The organism is Streptomyces sp. NPDC008125 (genome assembly GCF_042957125.1).
Lineage (GTDB): Bacteria > Actinomycetota > Actinomycetes > Streptomycetales > Streptomycetaceae > Streptomyces.
In genome coordinates, this window is sequence record NZ_JBIBHR010000002.1 from 221,177 (window position 1) to 240,436 (window position 19,260).

At 72.2% G+C, this 19,260-nt stretch carries 16 protein-coding genes; 2 read left to right on the forward strand and 14 right to left on the reverse strand.

Annotation, left to right across the window (positions count from 1 at the left end):
- Positions 1-8: 8 nt before the first annotated feature.
- The 9 genes from ACFZAX_RS03695 to ACFZAX_RS03735 form a co-directional block, all read right to left on the reverse strand.
- The gene (locus ACFZAX_RS03695) at positions 9-1,487 is read right to left on the reverse strand and encodes a hypothetical protein (protein WP_390958739.1); all 1,479 of its coding nucleotides are present in this window, start codon (positions 1,485-1,487) and stop codon (positions 9-11) included.
- Entirely contained in the window at positions 1,484-2,068 is a 585-nt protein-coding gene (locus tag ACFZAX_RS03700) for a SigE family RNA polymerase sigma factor (RefSeq protein WP_390959227.1), read from the reverse strand. The genes ACFZAX_RS03695 and ACFZAX_RS03700 overlap by 4 nt, the downstream gene beginning before the upstream one ends.
- A gap of 612 nt (positions 2,069-2,680) precedes the next feature.
- Positions 2,681-3,760: an aspartate-semialdehyde dehydrogenase gene (locus tag ACFZAX_RS03705; RefSeq protein ID WP_390958740.1), complete on the reverse strand. Its 1,080-nt coding sequence runs from the start codon at positions 3,758-3,760 to the stop codon at positions 2,681-2,683.
- Positions 3,757-5,028 (reverse strand): aspartate kinase, encoded by a 1,272-nt coding sequence (locus tag ACFZAX_RS03710; protein ID WP_390958742.1) that lies wholly within the window; start codon positions 5,026-5,028, stop codon positions 3,757-3,759. The genes ACFZAX_RS03705 and ACFZAX_RS03710 overlap by 4 nt, the downstream gene beginning before the upstream one ends.
- A 270-nt stretch (positions 5,029-5,298) precedes the next feature.
- Complete coding sequence (locus ACFZAX_RS03715) at positions 5,299-7,476, reverse strand: LamG-like jellyroll fold domain-containing protein (protein WP_390958744.1); 2,178 nt, start codon at positions 7,474-7,476, stop codon at positions 5,299-5,301.
- 144 nt (positions 7,477-7,620) lie between these two features.
- Positions 7,621-8,940 (reverse strand): hypothetical protein, encoded by a 1,320-nt coding sequence (locus ACFZAX_RS03720; RefSeq protein ID WP_390958745.1) that lies wholly within the window; start codon positions 8,938-8,940, stop codon positions 7,621-7,623.
- Between the two features lie 393 nt (positions 8,941-9,333).
- Positions 9,334-12,147 (reverse strand): FxSxx-COOH system tetratricopeptide repeat protein, encoded by a 2,814-nt coding sequence (fxsT, locus tag ACFZAX_RS03725; protein ID WP_390958746.1) that lies wholly within the window; start codon positions 12,145-12,147, stop codon positions 9,334-9,336.
- Positions 12,148-12,163: 16 nt separating this feature from the next.
- Entirely contained in the window at positions 12,164-12,502 is a 339-nt protein-coding gene (locus ACFZAX_RS03730) for a trypco2 family protein (RefSeq protein WP_390958748.1), read from the reverse strand.
- A gap of 182 nt (positions 12,503-12,684) precedes the next feature.
- Positions 12,685-13,320, reverse strand: a complete 636-nt coding sequence (locus ACFZAX_RS03735) for a TetR family transcriptional regulator (protein WP_390958750.1) — start codon at positions 13,318-13,320, stop codon at positions 12,685-12,687.
- A gap of 108 nt (positions 13,321-13,428) precedes the next feature.
- Between ACFZAX_RS03735 and ACFZAX_RS03740 the strand changes: the two genes are divergently transcribed.
- Positions 13,429-14,193 (forward strand): SDR family NAD(P)-dependent oxidoreductase, encoded by a 765-nt coding sequence (locus tag ACFZAX_RS03740; protein WP_390958752.1) that lies wholly within the window; start codon positions 13,429-13,431, stop codon positions 14,191-14,193.
- Between the two features lie 40 nt (positions 14,194-14,233).
- Here the strand turns inward: ACFZAX_RS03740 and ACFZAX_RS03745 are convergent, their stop codons facing one another.
- The 3 genes from ACFZAX_RS03745 to ACFZAX_RS03755 form a co-directional block, all read right to left on the reverse strand.
- The gene (locus ACFZAX_RS03745) at positions 14,234-14,893 is read right to left on the reverse strand and encodes a DUF5063 domain-containing protein (RefSeq protein WP_390958753.1); all 660 of its coding nucleotides are present in this window, start codon (positions 14,891-14,893) and stop codon (positions 14,234-14,236) included.
- A gap of 62 nt (positions 14,894-14,955) precedes the next feature.
- Entirely contained in the window at positions 14,956-15,555 is a 600-nt protein-coding gene (recR, locus tag ACFZAX_RS03750) for a recombination mediator RecR (RefSeq protein ID WP_327177030.1), read from the reverse strand.
- Positions 15,556-15,831: 276 nt separating this feature from the next.
- A complete protein-coding gene (locus tag ACFZAX_RS03755; protein ID WP_390959228.1) occupies positions 15,832-16,170 on the reverse strand; it encodes a YbaB/EbfC family nucleoid-associated protein in 339 nt (112 codons plus the stop codon).
- A 368-nt stretch (positions 16,171-16,538) separates the two neighbouring features.
- On the opposite strand from ACFZAX_RS03755, the gene ACFZAX_RS03760 reads away from it, so the two are divergent.
- Entirely contained in the window at positions 16,539-17,339 is an 801-nt protein-coding gene (locus ACFZAX_RS03760; protein ID WP_390958756.1) for an SLATT domain-containing protein, read from the forward strand.
- Between the two features lie 186 nt (positions 17,340-17,525).
- Here ACFZAX_RS03760 and ACFZAX_RS03765 read toward each other — a convergent pair whose 3' ends face one another.
- Both ACFZAX_RS03765 and ACFZAX_RS03770 read right to left on the reverse strand, forming a co-directional pair.
- The gene (locus ACFZAX_RS03765) at positions 17,526-18,176 is read right to left on the reverse strand and encodes a hypothetical protein (protein ID WP_390958758.1); all 651 of its coding nucleotides are present in this window, start codon (positions 18,174-18,176) and stop codon (positions 17,526-17,528) included.
- Between the two features lie 299 nt (positions 18,177-18,475).
- Positions 18,476-19,147, reverse strand: a complete 672-nt coding sequence (locus tag ACFZAX_RS03770) for a GntR family transcriptional regulator (RefSeq protein WP_390958760.1) — start codon at positions 19,145-19,147, stop codon at positions 18,476-18,478.
- Between the last annotated feature and the right edge of the window lie 113 nt (positions 19,148-19,260).

Genomic DNA, 19,260 nt, shown 5'->3' on the forward strand with positions numbered 1-19,260 from the left:
GGACGGCCCTACGGCTCCGCGACGATGCCCGTGCGGTAGATCGTGCCCGCGCAGGCGTTGCTGATCGTGGTCTCGACGGTCGGCGCGCCCGCTTCCGGGGTGTGCGTCACGGCGATGGACCCGTCGGCCGGGGCGGCGTCGTCCGGCAGGGACTGCGTCTCCACGCTCGCCGTCTGGTCCTCCTCGGCGCCCGTGCCCGGCGGTGTGGTCTCGACCGGCGTGGGTGTGGGGGCGGTGGCGGTGGGACAGGTGTCGGTCGGTACGAAGGCGAACTGCACCTCGTACGACATCTCGGGTCTCAGCAGCACCGCCGCGGGCTCGACGGCGGGGTCGGGCAGCCCTGCGGCGGGGTCGCCCATCACGTGCTGCACGACCTGGATCTTCGTCGCGTCGGCGGCGCCGGAGGCGGTGAACCCCATGGTGCCCGCGCTGCTGACCGAGCAGTTCGCTGCGGACCGGTTGGCGATGCGGAAGGTCCCGTAGACCGTGCCGTTCGAGTCGGCCGTACCGCTGGTCGCCAGGACGACGCCGAGCTGGCCGGGCCCGCAGGCGGGCAGGGCGGCGATCGAGGCGAGTTCCTCCTGGCTGACGGCCCCGGAGCGAGCGCTGTGGGGGTCGGCCGGGTCGTCGCTCGCGGACGGGGTACGGCTGGGGCCGGGCGCTCCCTCGTGCGGGCCGGTCGTCCCCCGCGCGGGCTGTCCGTCGCTCGGCTTCTCCCCCACCGCCGCCCCGGGGGCGTCGCCCTGCCGGCTCTGGGATCTCTCGCCGTGTCCGGCGAGCGCGGGCGCCGCGGTGGCCGCGTTCCCGGAGCTCGCCACGTGGACGAAGGCGGGCACGGCGGTACCGATCAGCAGGGCCGCGGCGGCAGCGCCGACGACCGCCTGGCGACGGCGCGCCCGGCGGACGGGTATGGCCCGGTGCAGGTGGTCCAGTGCGCTCTCGGCGGGTTCGAGGTCGCGGACGGCTCCCCGCAGCAGGTTCCGCAGCAGCTGTTCGTCGGCCGTGTCGCCGACGGCGCTCGGGTCGTCGGCGCTCGGGTCGTCGGCACCGGGGCCGCCGGCGCTCGGGCCTCTGCCGCCGGCGCCGCCGCCGAAGCCCGCACCCGCGGGGCGTGCCAGGGAGAGCAGGGTCCGTGGGGTCGGTGCGTCCGCCCCCGAAGCCCCGTCGCGGGAGCCGGCCGCCTCCTCGCGGGGGCGGGGCAGGTCGTCGAGCGCACGGGACGCCCTCTCGTGCCGGTCGGAGGCCTCTCCGCCCGGACGGCCGGGCGTCTCGTCGTACCGACCGGACGGTGTGGACCCCGGAGGGCCGTGCTCCTCGTCGGCGCCGAGGGTACGGCCGGTCGGCTCGGCTGCCTCCGCCGGGTGTTCGGGACCGGGACTCGACTCGGGCCCGTGGTTCGCGTTCGCCCCATGGCTCGTGTGCGGCCCATGGTTCACTGTTCCGCTTCCCGTCCGGTCCGGATCGTGACTGAGGGGGCCGCCGCTCATGCCTGCGCCTCCATCACCAGGCGCAGAGCGGCGATCCCGCGCGAACCGTACGCCTTCACCGAACCGAGCGAGATACCGAGGGTGTCGGCGACCTGCGCTTCGGTCATGTCGGCGAAGTAGCGCAGCACGAGTACTTCCCGTTGGCGCCGCTGGAGGCCCTTCATGGCCTTGATCAGCGCGTCCCGCTCCAGCTGGTCGTACGCCCCCTCCTCCGCGCTGGCCATGTCCGGCATCGGCTTGGAGAGGAGCTTCAGCCCGAGGATGCGGCGGCGCAGAGCGGAGCGCGAGAGGTTGACGACCGTCTGCCGGAGGTAGGCGAGCGTCTTCTCGGGTTCGCGCACGCGGCTGCGGGCGGAGTGCACGCGGATGAAGGCCTCCTGCACGACGTCCTCGCAGGAGGCGGTGTCGTCCAGCAGGAGCGCGGCGAGGCCGAGCAGGGAACGGTAGTGGGCGCGGTAGGTCTCGGTCAGATGGTCGACCGTCGTTCCGGCCGCCACCGCCTCTTCAGCACCCTCGCGCGGCGAGGGGAGCCGCACGTGGCTCGTCGTGCTCGCGGCGCTCAGCGGGGCGATCACCGGCATGCCGCCGACCGCGCGGGGCCTGCGGAGCGGGAGAACCAGGGCCCCTCGCAAGGGGCGGACCGCCGGGATTTCGAGAACCTCTGCCACGCAAGTTGGACACACTGCCCCCCGTCAGGGTTGTACGCGTGCGGCAGCGCGTTCAGCTCCGTGCGACTCGCCCTCATACGTACCCGCTCTTCCCCAATTGCCCTATTGGTGCGCCCGTCGCGCAAGAAGTGACGGCGAAGACGCCGAACTGCCGACTCACGGTTGCACAGGACCACAGACTCATCGTCGGATATGACAACGCCCCAGCTCAAGAGGTTAAGGAAGCCGAATTGAACATGTGACCTTCACAGATCCCACAAAACTGTTTCGATGAGACATTTCGATGATGTACGAAATTCTGCGGCCCGGAAGAGAGCTCTGCGGAGAACCTGAATAGGTCCCGGGGAGAGTCGTGGAGGGCCCCGGGAGAGCCCGGGTAGAGCCCGGGGAGAGCCGGAAGGTGACCGGGAGACGGGTCTCCCCGGCACTCGGCCCCCGGTCGCCGAAGACTGCCGCCGAAAGACCCCGAAAGATCATCCGGAACGGAGCCCGGAGCGAAACCGTGCGGCAAAACAGCGCCGGGATTCAGGACCCGCCCACGGAGGCCGCGAGGGATTCGGCGATCTGGGCCACATTCAGGGCCCCGCCTTTTCGCAGGTTGTCCCCGCAGAGGAACATCTCCAGGGCCTGCGGGTCGTCCAGCGAGCGGCGCACCCGGCCGGCCCAGGTGGGGTCGGTGCCCACCACGTCCGCCGGGGTGGGGAACTCGCCCTCGGCGGGGCTGTCGACGAGTACGACGCCGGGGGCGGTGGCCAGGATCTCGTGGGCCCGGTCGACGGTGACCTCGTTCTCGAAACGGGCGTGCACGGACATCGAGTGCGTGATGACGACGGGGACGTACACACAGGTGATGGCGGTGCGCAGGTCCGGCAGGCCGAGGATCTTGCGGCATTCCTCGCGGATGGAGAGTTCCTCGGAGGACCAGCCGTCCCCCGCGTCGCTGCCCGCCCAGGGCACGACGTTCAGCGCGACGGGAGCGGAGAACGGGCCGGCCGGCCGGTCGCCGAGGACGCGGCGTACGTCTCCGGGGCGGGTGCCCAGCTCCGTACCGGTGGCGAGGCTGCCGGCGACCAGGCCGAGCTCCTGGCGGAGGGCTTCGACGCCGTCGCGGCCCTGGCCGCTCACGGCCTGGTAGGTGGAGACGGTCAGTTCACTGAGGCCGAATTCGGCGTGCAGCGCGCCGATCGGGACGATCAGCGAGAGCGTGGTGCAGTCCGGCGAGGCCACGATCCCGCGCGGGCGGGTGCGGGCGGCGTGCGGGTTGACCTCGGGGACGACCAGCGGCACGTCCGGGTCGAGGCGGAAGGCGGCGGAGCCGTCGACGACGACGGCGCCCCGGGAGGCCGCGACGGGCGCCCAGAGTGCGGCGACCCGGTCGGGCACCAGAAAGACGGCGATGTCGACGCCGTCGAAGACGTCCTCACCGATCGGGAGGACTTCCTTCTCCTCGCCGCGTACGGCCAGCTTGCGGCCGGCCGAACGCGGGGAGGCGATCAGTTTCACCTCGCCCCAGACGTCCGCGTGCTGCGAAAGGATCTGGAGCATGACGCCGCCGCTCGCCCCGGTCGCACCGACGACCGCGAGCGAGGGGCGGCGTGCGGTCATCGGCCGGTGCCTCCGTAGACGACGGCCTCGTCGGAGTCGCTGTCGAGACCGAAGGCCGTGTGCACGGCGCGGACGGCTTCGTTGACGTCGTCGGCGCGGGTGACGACCGAGATGCGGATCTCGGAGGTCGAGATGAGCTCGATGTTCACACCGGCGTCGGAGAGCGCCTCGAAGAAACCGGCGGTGACGCCCGGGTTGGTCTTCATGCCCGCGCCGACCAGCGAGATCTTGGCGATCTGGTCGTCGTAGCGCAGCGAGTCGAAGCCGATGGTGCCCTTGGCCCGCTCCAGGGCGTCGATGGCCTTGCGGCCCTCGGCCTTGGGCAGGGTGAAGGAGATGTCCGTCAGCCCCGTCGCGGCGGCGGAGACGTTCTGCACCACCATGTCGATGTTGACTTCCGCGTTGGCGATGGTGCGGAAGATCGCGGCGGCCTCGCCCGGCTTGTCGGGGACGCCGACGACGGTGATCTTGGCCTCGGAGACGTCATGGGCGACTCCGGAGATGATCGCGTGCTCCACCTGCTGGTCCCCTTGCGGCTCGTTGCTGACCCAGGTGCCGCGCAGTCCGGAGAAGGACGAGCGGACGTGGATCGGGATGTTGTATCGGCGTGCGTACTCGACGCAGCGGTGCAGCAGCACCTTGGAGCCGGACGCGGCCAGCTCCAGCATGTCCTCGAAGGAGATCCACTCGATCTTCTGGGCCTTCTTGACGACCCGGGGGTCGGCGGTGAAGACGCCGTCCACGTCGGTGTAGATCTCGCAGACCTCGGCGTCCAGCGCCGCGGCGAGGGCGACGGCGGTGGTGTCGGACCCACCGCGGCCGAGGGTGGTGATGTTCTTGCCCTCCTGGCTCACGCCCTGGAACCCGGCGACGATGGCGATGTTGCCCTCGTCGATCGAGGTCCGGATGCGGCCGGGCGTGACATCGATGATGCGCGCCTTGTTGTGGACGGAGTCGGTGATGACACCGGCCTGGCTGCCCGTGAACGACTGGGCCTCGTGGCCCAGGTTTTTGATCGCCATGGCCAGAAGCGCCATGGAGATCCGCTCTCCGGCGGTCAGTAGCATGTCGAACTCACGCCCGGCAGGCATCGGAGACACCTGTTCGGCGAGATCGATCAGCTCGTCCGTCGTGTCGCCCATCGCGGACACCACGACAACCACCTGGTTGCCGTTCTTCTTGGCATCGACGACTCGCTTGGCGACGCGCTTGATGCCCTCGGCATCGGCTACGGATGAGCCTCCGTACTTCTGCACGACCAGGCCCACGTGCGCTCCTCGCTCATTCCGTTACTGCGGTCGGCTCAGTTTAACGAGCGGCCCGGAATCTCCTCGTCCTTACCAGATGGTGAGATGTCCCGCCCACCACCTGGTCCGGCGTGTCGTTCCGGGCCGCTCGTACGGGGCCTATGCCCACCTCACCGGCCGCCACGCGCGTCTGTGTTCCAGCCCACACGCTTCCGGCGGGTTCCGCCACCGGGGAGGAGCGTCGGCCGCGTCCGGTGATCCGCCCGCGATCGGGTGCGGACCACCGGTCGGTCAGGAGCAGACCAGGCAGGGGTCGTACCCGTTGGCGAGGTCCTGGACCGCGCTCGCGGACAGGGCTCCGGTGTACGCGTGGACCTCGTCCACGGCTCCGCGCAGGTACGAGCTTCCGGTGCCGTCGGCGAGCGTGGCGCGCCCGACCTGGAGGCCGCCGGTGCTCGCCACGGGGGCCTTGAAGGTGGCGCTCACGCCGTCCTCCTTCTGGGCGTCCACGTAGAGCGTGATGCGCCCGGTCCGAGCGTCGTGGACCACGGCCACCCGGTGGGTGCCGGTGGGGACGGTGTCCTTGCCCACCGTGGTGACCTGGGGCGTCGCACCGCCCTGGGCCACGCTGAACTCCCAGCGCCCCGTCGCGGGGACGTACCGCACCTCGAACGCGGCGTTGCCGTCCTCGCCCGCCTGGGAGAGGAGCGTCATGGGCGCGTCGGCGGCCGTCACGTCGTCCGCGAGGCGGACGAACGCCGAGAGCGTGTAGCTGCCGGTGGTGTCGACGACGGGCTGTGCGGTGTGCGCGTAGTCGTCGACTCCGTCGAGAGTCAGGTGGGCATCACCGCGGAGCGGGTAGAGGGGCGGCTCGCAGTCGACGGGGTAGACGTCGCAGATGTCGTCGGGCAGCCGGAAAAGGGACGCGCCGCCTTCCAGGCGGAGCGGCTCGCCCGCGTCCCTGGTGGGGGTGGTCCCGTCCGTCGCGGACTCCATGGACCACCGCCCGGCCTCGGTGGGCGCGGGGATCTCCACGGCCGCGAGCTGGGTGATCTCTGCGGGCAGGACGACCCGGTCGTAGACCCGGAGGTCACCGATCCCGCCCTGCCAGCGGTCGCGGTATCCGAGCTTGCCCTGCGCGCGGCCGATCTGGAAGTCACCGGTCGCACGGGCCGGGGCGACCGCGACGGGTGTACCCGTCTCCTTGCCGTCGACGTAGAGGTGCGCGAGGCCGGTCTCGGAGTCGTACAGGCCGAGGACGTACGCCCAGCGGCCGGCTTCCGGCTCGCCGCCGGTCACGCGCTCGCTTCCCGCGCCGAACGACCACTGGGCGCCACCGTCACCGGGGCGCAGGCCGAGGGTGAACGCGGGGGCACCGTCGGCGTCCTGCGAGGCGACGGTCATGACGTGGTCGGTGGCTCCCGGCCGGACCCAGCCGCCCACCGCGAAGGTCCTCGCGGTGTCGACGACCGGCGCGCCCGGGGTGAGGAAGCCGTGGCCGGTGCCGTCGAGCGAGACGGTGGTGGTCAGCGCGGTGCCTTCGGGAGCGGAGGCACCGAACGCGGCGCCGGTTCCGGCACGGGCCGTCGCGCCGGTGACCGGGGCGGCGGACCGGCTGCCGGCCGGGTCGGTGAGCTGCCACTCCGCGACGGGCGCGCTCGCCAGGGACGGGTAGAAGGCGTAGTGCGTCGTTGCACCGGGGTGCCCCGCTCTGTCGAAGGCCTGGACGTCGAGCCGCTGCGTGGACTCCGTGGCGAGAAGGCGAACCTCCGCCGTGTGGTCGGGACCGGTGGCCGCGACGTCCACGGCGGGGTGCCCGAGAAGCGTGTAGCGGTAGGAGACGACGTCGTCGTCCGCCGGGGACGCGAACGTGAACGTCCCGTACGTCCCGATCCCGCCGCTGCGGAACACGCCCTCGGGGAACTCCGGAGAGGTCACGACCGGGGCCTGCGGCGCGACGGTGTCGATGACGAACTCGCAGGCGGAGGCGCCCGCGTCGCTCCATTCGGACACCGCGGAGCCGTCGTCGGCCCGTACGTGCCAGGAGATGACGGTGTCGGCGGGGAGGGCATTGCCTACTGCGGTGTCCCAGAAGGACGTGGCACCGGACGGCAGGGGGGCGGGGGTGACGTGGTGGAGGCGCTGTTCCACTCCGTCCGCGTCCGTCCACCACGCCTCGAACTCGGCGCCGACGGAGTCGACCCGGTCGGGTACGTCGTCCTCGGCCGGGTCGTTCAGCGTGGCGTACAGCGTCGGCGCCCAGGTCACCTCGGGCCGTTCGGCTCCGGAAGCGCAGGTCTTCGACCCGGACTTCAGATCGGCCGCGCCCGGCTTGAGCGGCGGCAGGTTGTCCGCCGCGACGGCCACCCCCGAGGCGGTCAGCGCGAGTACGGCTCCGCAGGCCGTTCCCGCGAGCCACCGTGCGGCGCCGCGCCCCGCACGGGTCCCCTGTGCTCTGTTCTCCGGCATGTTCGCCGTCCCTCCCCGGTTCGTCCACCCGATGATCACGAGCGGAACCGGAGGTTATCAACCCCTCCTGACAGCCGCTCAGAATTTCCGTGCAGCCTGCACGGGATGAGGTACGCAGGTCAGAGGCGTCGTGCAGGTCGTCGCTCAGTACCGGCGCGGTACCGGCACCGTCATCGGGCGGCCCGCCGCCGCACGGAGTTCGGCGACCCGGGCGGCGACGTCCTGGTGCTGCCGGGGGCGGGCGAGGAAGGTGTCGGGTACGTCACCGGTGGCGCCGCTCGCCTCGTCCTGGTCGATGGCGGCGCGGCACTCCCCGCAGACCCCGCCGACCAGGGTCGTCGTGGTCTCGTCCTCGTCGCAGAAGAGGCACATCATCAGCGCTGCCGCGATCTCCTCGCGCGCCGCCCCGGGTCGTGCGTCCGGTGCGGGCTGCTGGGTGGGGGGCATTTTCGTCTCCAGTCGTTTCTGCAGGAAGGCAACTGCGGAGTGCACCGCCGGGGGGAGCCCCGACGCGAGGACGTGGGTGATCCGGTCGCGGTCCAGACCCCGGGCCAGCCACTCGCCGACGAGGGCTTCCAGCGCGGTGCACTCGTCGCCGGAGAGCTGGAGCCGGGGGTCCCGCCCGCCGAGCGCGGCGAGCAGGTCGTACGCCTTTGAGCGGGGCGCCCTGGCCCCGGCCTCCAGGGCCAGGGCGGCGGCGGAGCCCGGCGGCGGCGCGTCCATGCGGCCCGCCATCAGCTCGCCGAACGAGGTGACCACCGTGGCCACTTCACCGGTCCGCGCGGCGTCGGCCGAAGGCGCGGGCGAAGGCTCGGGGGGCTGCTGAGCCGGGGCATCGGCGTCCGCCGGCCGGGCCGTGTGCCAGGGGGCCGCGCCCGGCACCCGCGCGCCCGGGGCCGCGGGGTTCGGCGCGCCCACGCCCGGACCGTCCGCGCCCGGAACTCCCGCGTCCGGAACTCCCGCGCCCGGAACTCCCGCGTCCAAAACTCCCGCGTCCGGAACTCCCGCGCCCGGAACTCCCGCGTCCGGGACCACCGTCGGGGCGGGCGGCTGGCCGGTCACGTCGATGCCGCGCACGAACCGCACGAACTCCGCCCACCAGGCGGCGTTGCGCGCCGTCCGGGAGAAGTAGGTCCGGGTCACCCAGTGCAGGGTGCCGTTGGCGCCGGTCAAGTGGACCTTGAAGCGGCGGAGATGGCCCGCGCGGGTCAGCCGGTCGAGGGCGCTGCGGCAGGCCTGCTGGCCGTAGTCGGGGAGCTCTTCGGCGAGGGTCTTGTAGCCGATGGCGGCGCCCTCGGGCAGCCGGTCGATGTACGCGCCGATGGCCGCCTCCCTCGGTGCGAGGTGCCCGAAGTCGCGCGCGTGCCGGGGCGCTTGGCCGGGCGCGTGGCGCTTGCCGTACCCGGCTTTCGCCATGGGGTGGGCGGGGGCGGACAGGACAGCACTAATGTTGGCGGAAGCCATGAGGGATCGTCTCTTTCGTCTTGCGATCTCACTTCGGTCAGACCCCGGCCGGTGTTTGCCTACACCACCGGGGTCGTCCTTTTTCTGAGGTTTGAGATTGCTCAACGCGAACGTAGAGCGCCATCACGCTCCGGCGCAAGCCGATCACGGAAAGCCACTCCAAGTGCGTACACGCCCCCCATCCGCGCGCTGACGCGCGGGACTTGGCCCGGCTCGGTGGGGAGGGTGGGTGGGTGGGATCCAACCTGACCACCCATTCCTGCAAAAAGGGGCTCGGAGTTCGAGGCTCGGGGTTCGTAGCTCGTCACTCGGGTCTCGGAGTTCGGGGCTTGAGCCCCGGGCCGACCTGCGGGAACACCGCACCGGTCGAGCGGCAGGCAGCTGCCCCTGAAATCACTCGTCCGTGGAAATCCCCCGGGCGTCCGGTGCCGGAGAACCGCCGCCCCGCCCCGGTCCCGTTTCGTCGGCCGCCCCGTCAGCCGTCGCTACGGATTCCAGGCGCGCCCGCGCCCGTTCCAGCGTGGCTCGTGTCCTGACGGCCCGGTGGCTCTCGGGGCCGTAACGCCGTGCCGTGAGCTCGTCCACCTCCGCGAACAGGTCCACGGCCTCGGCGAACTCCCCGAGCCGCGCGAGGAGATGGGCGAGGTTCTCCCGGGCGAGCAGGGAGGTGTCGTGGGGCGCTCCGAGCACGGGTACGCAGTCGGCCAGAGCCTGCCGCAGCTCGGTGACGGAGCGTTCGGCGTCCCCCGCCAGGTCGTGGGCGGAGGCCAGGTTCACCCGGTGCAGCAGCGTGCGCGGAGAGTCCGGTCCGAAGATCCGCAAGCACCTCTCCACGGCCTGCTCGCAGAGGTCGCGATTCCGCTCGTGCTCACCCAGCATGCTGTGGGCGTGGGCGAGTCTGCCCAGTGACACGATCGTATCGACGTGGTCGGGTCCGAGGCTCCGGAGCAACCCCGCATGGATCTCCGCCTCCAAGGCGGCCCCGCGCCGCACCTCGCCCTCTTCGAGCCAGACGGCCGCCAGGCCCCCCTTCGCCCTGAGCGTGCGCGGATCGTCCGGGCCGTACGCCCGGACGTGGTCGGCGACGGACTTCTCCTCCAGAAGCAGTGCGCGGCCGGGGTCCCCGGCCCGCCTCGCCGCGATGGCCAGATTGCCCCGGACGGCGAGGGTGATCGGATCCAGCTCGCCCTCCACCCGCTCGGCCACCTCGACCAGCCGCTCGCAGAGTCGCAGCGTCTGCGCCGATGAACCCTGTTCCAGCAGATAGGTGGCCGCCCGGTGCAGGAGCAGCACCATCAGGCCGCCGTCCTCGGCCGGCGGGAGCCTGTCCAGCAGCGCTTCGACGTGCGGCAGCAACGCGGCGCACTCCGGCCAAGCCCGCACGTCGGTGGGGTCTTCGGGGAAGTGTTTGAGGAGCAGCAGGAACGCCATTTCCTTCAGCTCGGCGATCCGTTCGCCGGGGCGCTGCGGGTCCTCCGCCACCTGAGTACGGCCCATCCACTGAACGGCGCGATGCACGGAGAACGTCGGGCCGTTCACCGTGATCATGCTGTAGTCGGCGAGCGTGGCGACCGCCTCGTCGACGAGCATGGCATCGCCGACGAGTGGTGCGAACAGCGCGCGGGGAATGCCCTCGGGGGCGTACCAGGACGCGAGGAGCAGCACGTCGGCGGAGTCCGGTGACTGCCGGACGAGCTGGTTCACGGTGACGCCCCAGACACGAGCGACCGTACGGTCGGTGGCGCCGGGCCCGTCGGGTGCGGCGTCCGCCATCCGTGCCGGGTGGGTGGCGACCAGCGCGCGGTAGTCGGAGACGCTCGTGCCCGTCCTGCCGACGTACGATCCGGCCTGCTCCAGAGCGAGCGGGAGGTGGCCCAACTCCTCCGCCAGCAGACTCGTTTCATCGGAACCGTGATCCCCGGACAGCTCGGTCAGCAGAGTCAGTGAGGATTCCTCGTCCAGCACGCCGAGCGCGAGCGGCTCGGCGTGCCAGCCGTGCCGGTAGCGGGTGGTCACCACATACCGCCCGGCGGAGCGGAGTTGACCGGTCACCGCGTGGACGTCCCCGGGCCGCTCGGCATTGTCGAAGACCAGCAGCCAGCCGGGGTGCGCCTGGAGCCACCCCGTCGCCCAGTCCGCCTCCTCGTCGTCCGTGGTTCCCGACCGCCTCTCCCCGCGCACTCGTTGGGCGAGGGCCGCCAGGTCCGCGGTGATCAGGTCGGGGCTGTCGGCCCGGATCCACCACACCAGTGAGTACGCGTCCCGGTGGTCGTACGCGTAGTGCAGCGCGAGGGTCGACTTGCCCACGCCTCCGAGCCCGTGGATGACCCGGGCACGGGGCCCGTCGGCCGCCGAGAGTGCTCGCGCGAGCCCCGCGAGCACCTCCTGTCTGCCGACGAAGTGCCGGGAGGGCGGCTCGGGCAGGTTGTTCATGCCGCGCGGCACACCGACGTCGTATGCGGTCCGCGTCCCGGGGGCGTCCGGCTCCCGCAGGTCCGCGAGGTCGGCGAGGGCGAACCGCACGCCCGACGCCTTCAGCGCCATGGTGAACCCGGGGAGGTCCGCCAGCGCCGCCACCGGAACGGCCCGGAGCTGGTCGGCCTCGTAGTCGCGGGCCCGGTCCTCGGTGAGGACCCCGATCAGGTGTCCTCGCGCGAAGAGCGCGGCCCCGGAGGCCCCTGCCCAGCGGGACGGGCCCGGGTCCGCGCTCCCCGCGCCGGGGCCGCCCCTCGACGGCGTGGCGACCCGGTCCACGTGCACCGTGAACAGCCCGGACTTCAAGCCTGTCAGCCGCTCGACGTGGCCCGCGATCTGCTTGGTGTCACGGATGTCGTCGCGCACCTCGGCGCGCGGGAATCCCACGGCCAGACAGGCGATCCGTTCCTCCTCCTCGCGGCCGGCCGGGGCGCCCGGATCGAAGCCGCCCCAGCGGACCGGCTCCCCCGCCAGCGGTGCCCACTCGGAGGCGGTGACCCGGAGGAGCGCCGCGTCGGCCCGCGGGGCGCGGTCGAGGTCGGGCGGGGTCTCGGGCCAGAGCAGTTCGGCGGCGGCCCAGGAGCCCCCGGCCAGCGCACGCACCTCGCACTCCGCCTCTCCCGGCGCCACGGCGTGGAAGGCGGTGAGCACCAGCCGGTCCGCGACGAGGTAACCCGTGCCCACGCTCCGGGCGGACGGGTTCCATATCTCGACGACGCGCCGGACGTCCACGGCAGCCGGTCCCGCTCTACTCAGGACGTCCCGAGGCGCCGTCGGCGGGGGCGGGAACGGTGTCGGCGATGCGCTTGTCCCGGCCCTCCGCGTCCACGGGGTGCAGGGTGAGGGCGATGCGGTTGGTCGTGCCCCGCGAGGCGGCGGCCTTCGCCTCGGCACCGAGGCCGAACGGCAGCACGGACACCCGCGCCCGGCCCTCGGCGTCCTTCCGCACGTCGACCGTGAACTCCAACTCCACAGGTCCGGTGCGGAACCGGACCGGCTTGTCCCGGCCCTCGATCTCGGCCCGCTGGAGTTCGTCGCGGATGGCCCCGATTGCCTCCGCGAGCCCCGCCCACACCTCGTCCGCCATGCCCGTTCCCCCCGGTTCAGGTTTCGTACCGCGCCCCGGCTCCTCGCGCGCGGGCGGCGGTGAGCACCGAGCGTACCGACACACGCGCCACGGCAGGGGGGTTGTCACCGACTCGGCGCGGCTGCTCCCTCGCCGTGGCCGCCGCGGCCACCCGTGCCGGGGCCGGAGGACGGTCCACACCCTCAGCCCTGCCGCAGGACCTCCGCCGCGATCCGCAACGCCTCATGCGCGACCTCGTCCAGGGCCCGGCCGGAACGCTCCGGGTTCCACGCGTAGTCCTCGGCGGCGACCCGCAGGGCGACGTTGATCATGGCTGCGGCGACCCGGGGCGCCAGCGCGTCCGGGGACTCCCCGGTGCGATGGGCGATGGCTTCCGCGAGCACCGGCTCGGCCTCCAGGTGGGTCTGGAGCCACACGGCCCGGAGCCCCGGTTCCGTGCGGGTGAGCCTGACCAGGCTGAGTACGTCCTCCGAACCGGCCGTGGGGCGCATGGTGTCGGGCCGCACGGCCTCCAGCGCGTCGATCAGCGACTCGTCGCCCGAGCTGTTCCGGAGCGCCTCGGCGAGCGAGTCGACACCGACCGCGAGCAGCGGCTGTACGCACGCCTCCTTGGTCGGGAAGTACCGCCAGAGCGTGCGGGTCGAGACACCCGCCTCGGCCGCGATCTCGTCGGCGGAGGTGGCGGCGACGCCCTTCTCGGCGAAGAGCCGCACCGCGACCTCCGCGATCTCCAGCCGGGTGGCCGCCTTGCGGCGCTCGGTCAGCGGCGGGCGGCCTGCGCGGGCGGACTGCGCGGCAGAGGTCGGAGCGTCTCCCATGGCTCCACCCTAACGATCTCCGCAGCATGGCACGGAGCGACTTTTTGGCACCACGCGCCAGAAAACCGTACAGTCCGAGGCGGAACATCAAGGCAAGGGAGCACCACCATGAGCACCGACGAATTCCAGGACCGCAGCGTCGTGGTCACCGGCGCGGGCTCCGGCATCGGCCGGGCCACCGCCCTCCAGTTCGCCGCCCGGGGCGCGAAGGTCCTCGTCGCCGACCTGGACGAGGCACGGGCCGGACAGACCGTCGCCGACATCGCGGCGGACGGCGGCACCGCCGTCGCGGTGGTGGGCGACCTGAGCGAGCAGACCGTGGTGGACGAGGTGGTGCGCACCGCCGTGGAGACCCTCGGCAGCCTGGACGTGCTGGTCAACAACGCCGGAATCATGGACTCCATGTCGGCGGCGGCGGACGTCACGGACTCCGAGTGGGAGCGGGTCATACGCGTCAACCTCACCGCGCCGTTCCTGCTGACGCGGGCCGCGCTCCCGCACATGCTGGCGGCCGGAAAGGGCGCGATCGTGAACACCGCGTCGGAGGCGAGCCTGCGCGGCTCGGCGGCGGGCGCCGCGTACACCGCGTCGAAGCACGGCATCGCGGGCCTCACCAAGTCGACCGCCGTCATGTACCGCGCCCAGGGCGTCCGCACCAACGCCATCGCGCCCGGCGGCACCCTCACCAACATCCAGGTGAACGCCGACCGTGACGCGCTCGGCCCGGCCGTCCTCGGCTCCTACATGGGGAACGTCGGCAAGCCCGCCTCCGCCGACGAGCAGGCCGCCGCGATCGTCTTCCTCGCCTCGGACGCGGCGAGCAACATCAACGGCGTGATCCTCGCCGTGGACAACGGCTGGTCGGCGGTCTGACCCGCCCCCTCGGAGCCGTACGGACCGTGGGAACCGGCCGCTACTTGACCGGGCGCAGCCCCAGCGGCCCCGCGATCTCCTGGACCATGACCAGGCCCGCGGCCTCGGCGAGGTCGTCGTCGCCCGGGTCCTGGTCGATGTCGAGCCCGTCCAGCTCCGCCAGCGGCTGGTTGAGGCGGATGTGCGCGATCAGCGACTGGAGGGCCCGCAGGGTCGCGGAGGCCGTCGAGCCCCAGTTGGAGAAGTAGGAGAACTGCCACCACCACAGCGCCTCGGCCGTGCGGTCCGCCTCGTAGTGGGCGAGACCGTGGCCGAGGTCGGTGACGAGGTCGGCCAGGTCGTCGGAGATCCGGTGCGGCACGGGCGCCTTGCGGGGCTCGTACGGGTCGAAGACCTCGGAGTAGACGTCGATGGGCTCCAGCAGGGCCGCGAACCGCTCCCGCAGGCCGTCCGCGTCCGGCTCGGCGCCCAGGTCGGGCTCGTACCGCTCGTCCGGGAGGATGTCCTCGTACGCGCCGAGCCGGCCGCCCGCGAGCAGCAGCTGGGAGACCTGGAGGAGCAGGACCGGAACGGCCTCCTCGGGTTCGTCGACCTTGGACACCTCGGTGACCGCGACGATGAACGTCTTGATCTGGTCCGCGATCTGGACGGCGAAGTCGTCCGGGTCCTGCGTGACGGAGTTCAGCGTGGCGTCAGACATCGAGGGAACCTCCGGTGGGCACCTGCACGAACGGTTGCTGGGATCTCTGCAACGTACCCGCGTCAGACATCGAGAAGCCGCCTCCCCTCGAACGCGCGGCCCAGGGTCACTTCGTCCGCGTACTCCAGGTCGCCGCCGACGGGCAGCCCACTGGCGAGGCGGGTGACACGGAGCCCCATGGGCTTGATCATCCGCGCCAGGTACGTCGCGGTGGCCTCGCCCTCCAGGTTCGGGTCGGTCGCGAGGATCAGCTCGGTGACGGAGCCGTCGGCGAGCCGGGTCAGCAGCTCGCGGATGCGCAGATCGTCGGGCCCGACGCCCTCGATGGGGCTGATCGCGCCACCGAGCACGTGGTACCGGCCCCGGAACTCACGGGTCCGCTCGATCGCGACGACGTCCTTCGGCTCCTCGACCACGCAGATGACCGTCAGGTCCCGGCGGGTGTCGCGGCAGATGTTGCACTGCTCCTGCTGCGCGACGTTTCCGCAGACCGAACAGAAACGGACCTTGTCCTTGACCTCGAGGAGGGCATGGGCGAGGCGCCGCACATCGGTCGGCTCCGCCTGCAGCACGTGGAAGGCGATCCGCTGCGCGCTCTTGGGACCGACGCCCGGGAGCCTGCCCAGTTCGTCGATGAGGTCCTGAACAACGCCTTCGTACAACGGAACGCCTTTCCTTCAAATCCTGCTCGTACCGTAGTGGGTACGCGTGGGTACCAATAGGGGAGTCGGCCGACTCCCCGGGGCCGCTCGGCTCGCGAGCCGTCCCGCGGGCCCGCGAGCCGGGCGGGCCCGCGGAACGGCTCGGCGGGCGGGACGGCTCGGCGGGCGGGACGGCTCGGCGGGCGGGACGGCTCAGGGGCCCGGACGACTCAGGGGCCCGGAGGCTCAGCGGGCGGGACGACTCGGCGGGCGGGACGGCTCAGCGGGCGGGACGGCTCAGAACGGGAGTCCGGGCATGCCGCCGCCCAGGCCCTGCGCCAGCGGGCCCAGCTTCTCCTGCTGGAGCGCGGAGGCGTTCTCGTTGGCCGCCTGGACCGCCGCGACGACGAGATCGGCCAGGGTCTCGGTGTCCTCGGGGTCCACCGCCTTGGGGTCGATCACGAGGGCGCGCAGTTCGCCGGAGCCGTTCACGGTGGCCTTGACCAGACCGCCGCCCGCCTGCCCCTCCACCTCGGTCCGCGCCAGCTCCTCCTGAGCCACCGCGAGATCCTGCTGCATCTTCTGGGCCTGCTGCAGCAGCTGCTGCATATTGGGCTGACCACCACCGGGAATCATGGTCACTCCTGGGCTTTTCGAGGGCGGATGTTTGGCTAAAACGAGCCTACGTGCTTGCCGGGTGCCCCGCTCCACCCATCGGAAGCAACTCTTTCGAGTGAGATTCTCGACCCCTGGAAAACGCCCTATACCTGACCAGAGGCCGACAGCACGCTGTAATACCGCGTTTTCGCACCCACGGCCCACCATTCGGCGGTAGGAAGGGCATGCGTACCGCCACACACGATCGCACCGCCGGGAACGCAGAGTCAGCGCAGCCCGTGGGCGGAGCCGGCGCAGCGAGCCAGACGGCGGAGTCGGTGAAAGTCAGTGGAGATACCCGAGACAGACCCTCCGTAGTTCCACGCAGAGTGCAGAGGAGTGCCCCGGTGAGCCAGCCGGAGATGCCGCCCGAGGGGCCGCCCCGCAAGGAATCCGCTGCGGGGTCATCCAGTGACAGCACCGGAGTCACGCATTCCGCCCCGGAACAGGGCGGCCCGGCGGGACCGGGACGCGATCTCGCCGCGCGCCCGTTCCCGCTCGGCGACTGGGGCGAACCGGCCGAACGCCTCGACGAGCTGTACCGGTGGGTCGAGACGGGCGCGCTGGAGACGGCGGCCTGGTATTTGAGGGACCGCACCTGGAAGCGGCGCGGCGCACGCGGACTGCGCGTCGGCACCTCGGTCGGGGTCGTCGCGGGCGCGACGCTGCCGCTGCTCGACCTGACGGGGGCACTGGAGGGCTCGGCGGGGTACGGCTACTTCTCGCTGCTGCTCGGGGCGGCCTGCATGGCCTGCGACCGGTACTTCGGCCTGACCTCCGGCTGGATAAGGGATCTGGCCACCGCGCAGGCCGTGCAGCGCAGGCTCCAGGCGCTCCAGTTCGACTGGGCCTCGGAATCCGTACGCGAGGTGCTCGGCCCTACCGAGGGCACCGCGAGCGAGGCGGCCGAACGCTGCCTCGGGGTGCTGCGCCGCTTCTCCGAGGACGTCACGGAGCTCGTACGGTCCGAGACGGCGGACTGGATGGTGGAGTTCCGCGCCGGGCCCGCCCCCATGGGGATGCAGTCCCTGGTGACGGGCGCCGGTATCGGCCGGGGCGAGCAGACCGGGCCACCGGGCCGCTTCTCGATGCCCTCGGTGACCCGGCCGAACATGCCCCGGCAACGGCCGCCGGAGCCGCCCCGCTGAGGGCTGCCCGTCTCCGGGGGCGCGGGGCGCCGTCTCCGGAGCCCGTCTCCGGGTTGCGGAGGTGGCGGGGCGCCGTCTCCGGGGCCCGTCTCCGGGTTCTCCGGTGCCCGTCTCGGGTTGCGGGGTTCCGGGGTCGTGGAGGGTGCGGGGTTCCGGAGGCTCCCGCTTCGGTGGGGGAGCGTGCCGTCAACTGAAGATGATCATCGAGCCCTGCGCGAGGCTGCGGGTCGCGGCCGCGTGCAGGCCCAGCCAGACGTGCCGCTCCCGCGCGAACGGGCTCGCGTCGTACGCGATCGGGTCGGCCGGCTCCTCCAGCTCGGTGGGCCGGGTGGGCGGCGCGGGCGCGGCCGGCGGGTTCGCCGGGTCGATGCCGAGGGCCGGGGCGACGAACTCCAGTTCGCGCAGCAGACCGTGCGAGGACCCGAGCGGACCGCCGCCCTCCAGCAGCTGGTCGTTGGACAGCGGAACGGGGAAGTCCACCGGGACGTACGCCCCCGCGTGGTCGAAGTGCCAGACCAGGTGTGACTGCTGCGCGCTCTGCTCGAACATCTCCAGAAGCTGTTCGTAGTCCCCGCCGAGTCCGTCCACGGGCGTGACCGCCAGCCCGCTGAGCTGGAGCAGATAGGCCCGGCGCAGATAGTGCAGCGCCTCGTAGTCGAAGCCCGCGACCGGGGCCACGTCCCCGGTGAGGCCCGGCATGTACGCGTACACGGGGACGGGCGGCAGACCGGCCTCCCCCAGCGCGTTGTCGTAGACGGCGATCTCTTCGGCGAACGGGTTGTCGGGGCTGTGGCACAGCACATCGACGAGGGGGACGAGCCACAGGTCACAGGCCACGAAGTCTCGCTCTCACACGGGTTGGGCGCTCGTCGGGACAGCGTAATGCGGCAGGTGGGCCACGCACAGGGTCTCGGCGGTCACGGGACCAGGACGAATCCGGACACGACGGGGGCACGGCGCCCCACGGGGCGCAGGGGGCGCACCGGGTCCCACCGGCCGCTCCGCCGGGGCATGCGGTTCTTGCCTCGCGGACGCTGTGCCGGGGCGCGCGGGTCCTGCCTGGCGGACGCTGTGCCGGGGCGTGGGGTCCTGCGTGGCCGGGGGCGTACGTTTCCTGCCGGGGCGGGCGGGTCGCCTCAGCGGCCGTCCGTCGCGAGCCGCTCCACCGCCAGCAGCCGTTCCGCCCATTCCTGCTCACGGGCGTAGTACCCGCGCAGTATCGCCAGCACCCCCGCCCGGTCCCCGGAGGTGACCGCGTCGGCAAGCGCCTCGTGGTCGAGCCAGAGCAACCGGTTCCGCTCGGCGCTCGTACGGAGCCGGTGCACCAGGAAGACCCAGCCCTGCACGCGGAGGGTGGCGAGGAAGTCGCTGATGTTCGGGTTGCCGAGGAAGGCGCTCAGCTCTCGCCAGAACCGCAGGTCGTACCCGATCAGTACGTCGAGGTCGCCGCCCTTCGCGGCACGAGCGGCCTCGGAGGCGCGGCGCCGTACGGACACCATCGCCTCGCCCCGGACCGCGATCGGGTGGCAGCCGCTGAAAACGCCCTCCACGATGACGGCACGCGCCTGCACGATGGAACGGTAGTCCTCGGCGGAGAACGCGCGGACCTGGAAACCTCGATGTTCGTCGGAGACGAGGAGGCCCTGCGAGGCAAGGTCGAAGAGAGCCTCGCGGACGGGGGTCGCGGAGACCCCGTACTGCTCGGCGATCTGCTTGACCGTGAACTCCTTGCCCGACGGCAGACGGCCCGCGAGCACTTCGTCACGCAGCGCACCGGAGATCTGGCGGCGCAGTGTGTTGCGGGTCACACCTCCGTGCGGGCTCATCCCGTTCCCTCCCCATTTTTCTGTTCGGGACACCTTAAGGCAGGCCCGCCCTGCCCGGATCCGGGCAGGGCGGGCGAGGGAGCCGATACAGGGAC

What these genes read in the sequence shown, in the direction of transcription:
- ACFZAX_RS03735 (WP_390958750.1), bottom strand. Translation starts at nt 13,320, where the DNA reads ATGGGAGACGCTCCGACCTCTGCCGCGCAGTCCGCCCGCGCAGGCCGC.
- ACFZAX_RS03715 (WP_390958744.1), bottom strand. Translation starts at nt 7,476, where the DNA reads ATGCCGGAGAACAGAGCACAGGGGACCCGTGCGGGGCGCGGCGCCGCA.
- ACFZAX_RS03720 (WP_390958745.1), bottom strand. Translation starts at nt 8,940, where the DNA reads ATGGCTTCCGCCAACATTAGTGCTGTCCTGTCCGCCCCCGCCCACCCC.
- ACFZAX_RS03695 (WP_390958739.1), bottom strand. Translation starts at nt 1,487, where the DNA reads ATGAGCGGCGGCCCCCTCAGTCACGATCCGGACCGGACGGGAAGCGGA.
- ACFZAX_RS03740 (WP_390958752.1), top strand. Translation starts at nt 13,429, where the DNA reads ATGAGCACCGACGAATTCCAGGACCGCAGCGTCGTGGTCACCGGCGCG.
- ACFZAX_RS03745 (WP_390958753.1), bottom strand. Translation starts at nt 14,893, where the DNA reads ATGTCTGACGCCACGCTGAACTCCGTCACGCAGGACCCGGACGACTTC.
- ACFZAX_RS03730 (WP_390958748.1), bottom strand. Translation starts at nt 12,502, where the DNA reads ATGGCGGACGAGGTGTGGGCGGGGCTCGCGGAGGCAATCGGGGCCATC.
- ACFZAX_RS03700 (WP_390959227.1), bottom strand. Translation starts at nt 2,068, where the DNA reads ATGCCGGTGATCGCCCCGCTGAGCGCCGCGAGCACGACGAGCCACGTG.
- ACFZAX_RS03705 (WP_390958740.1), bottom strand. Translation starts at nt 3,760, where the DNA reads ATGACCGCACGCCGCCCCTCGCTCGCGGTCGTCGGTGCGACCGGGGCG.
- ACFZAX_RS03755 (WP_390959228.1), bottom strand. Translation starts at nt 16,170, where the DNA reads ATGATTCCCGGTGGTGGTCAGCCCAATATGCAGCAGCTGCTGCAGCAG.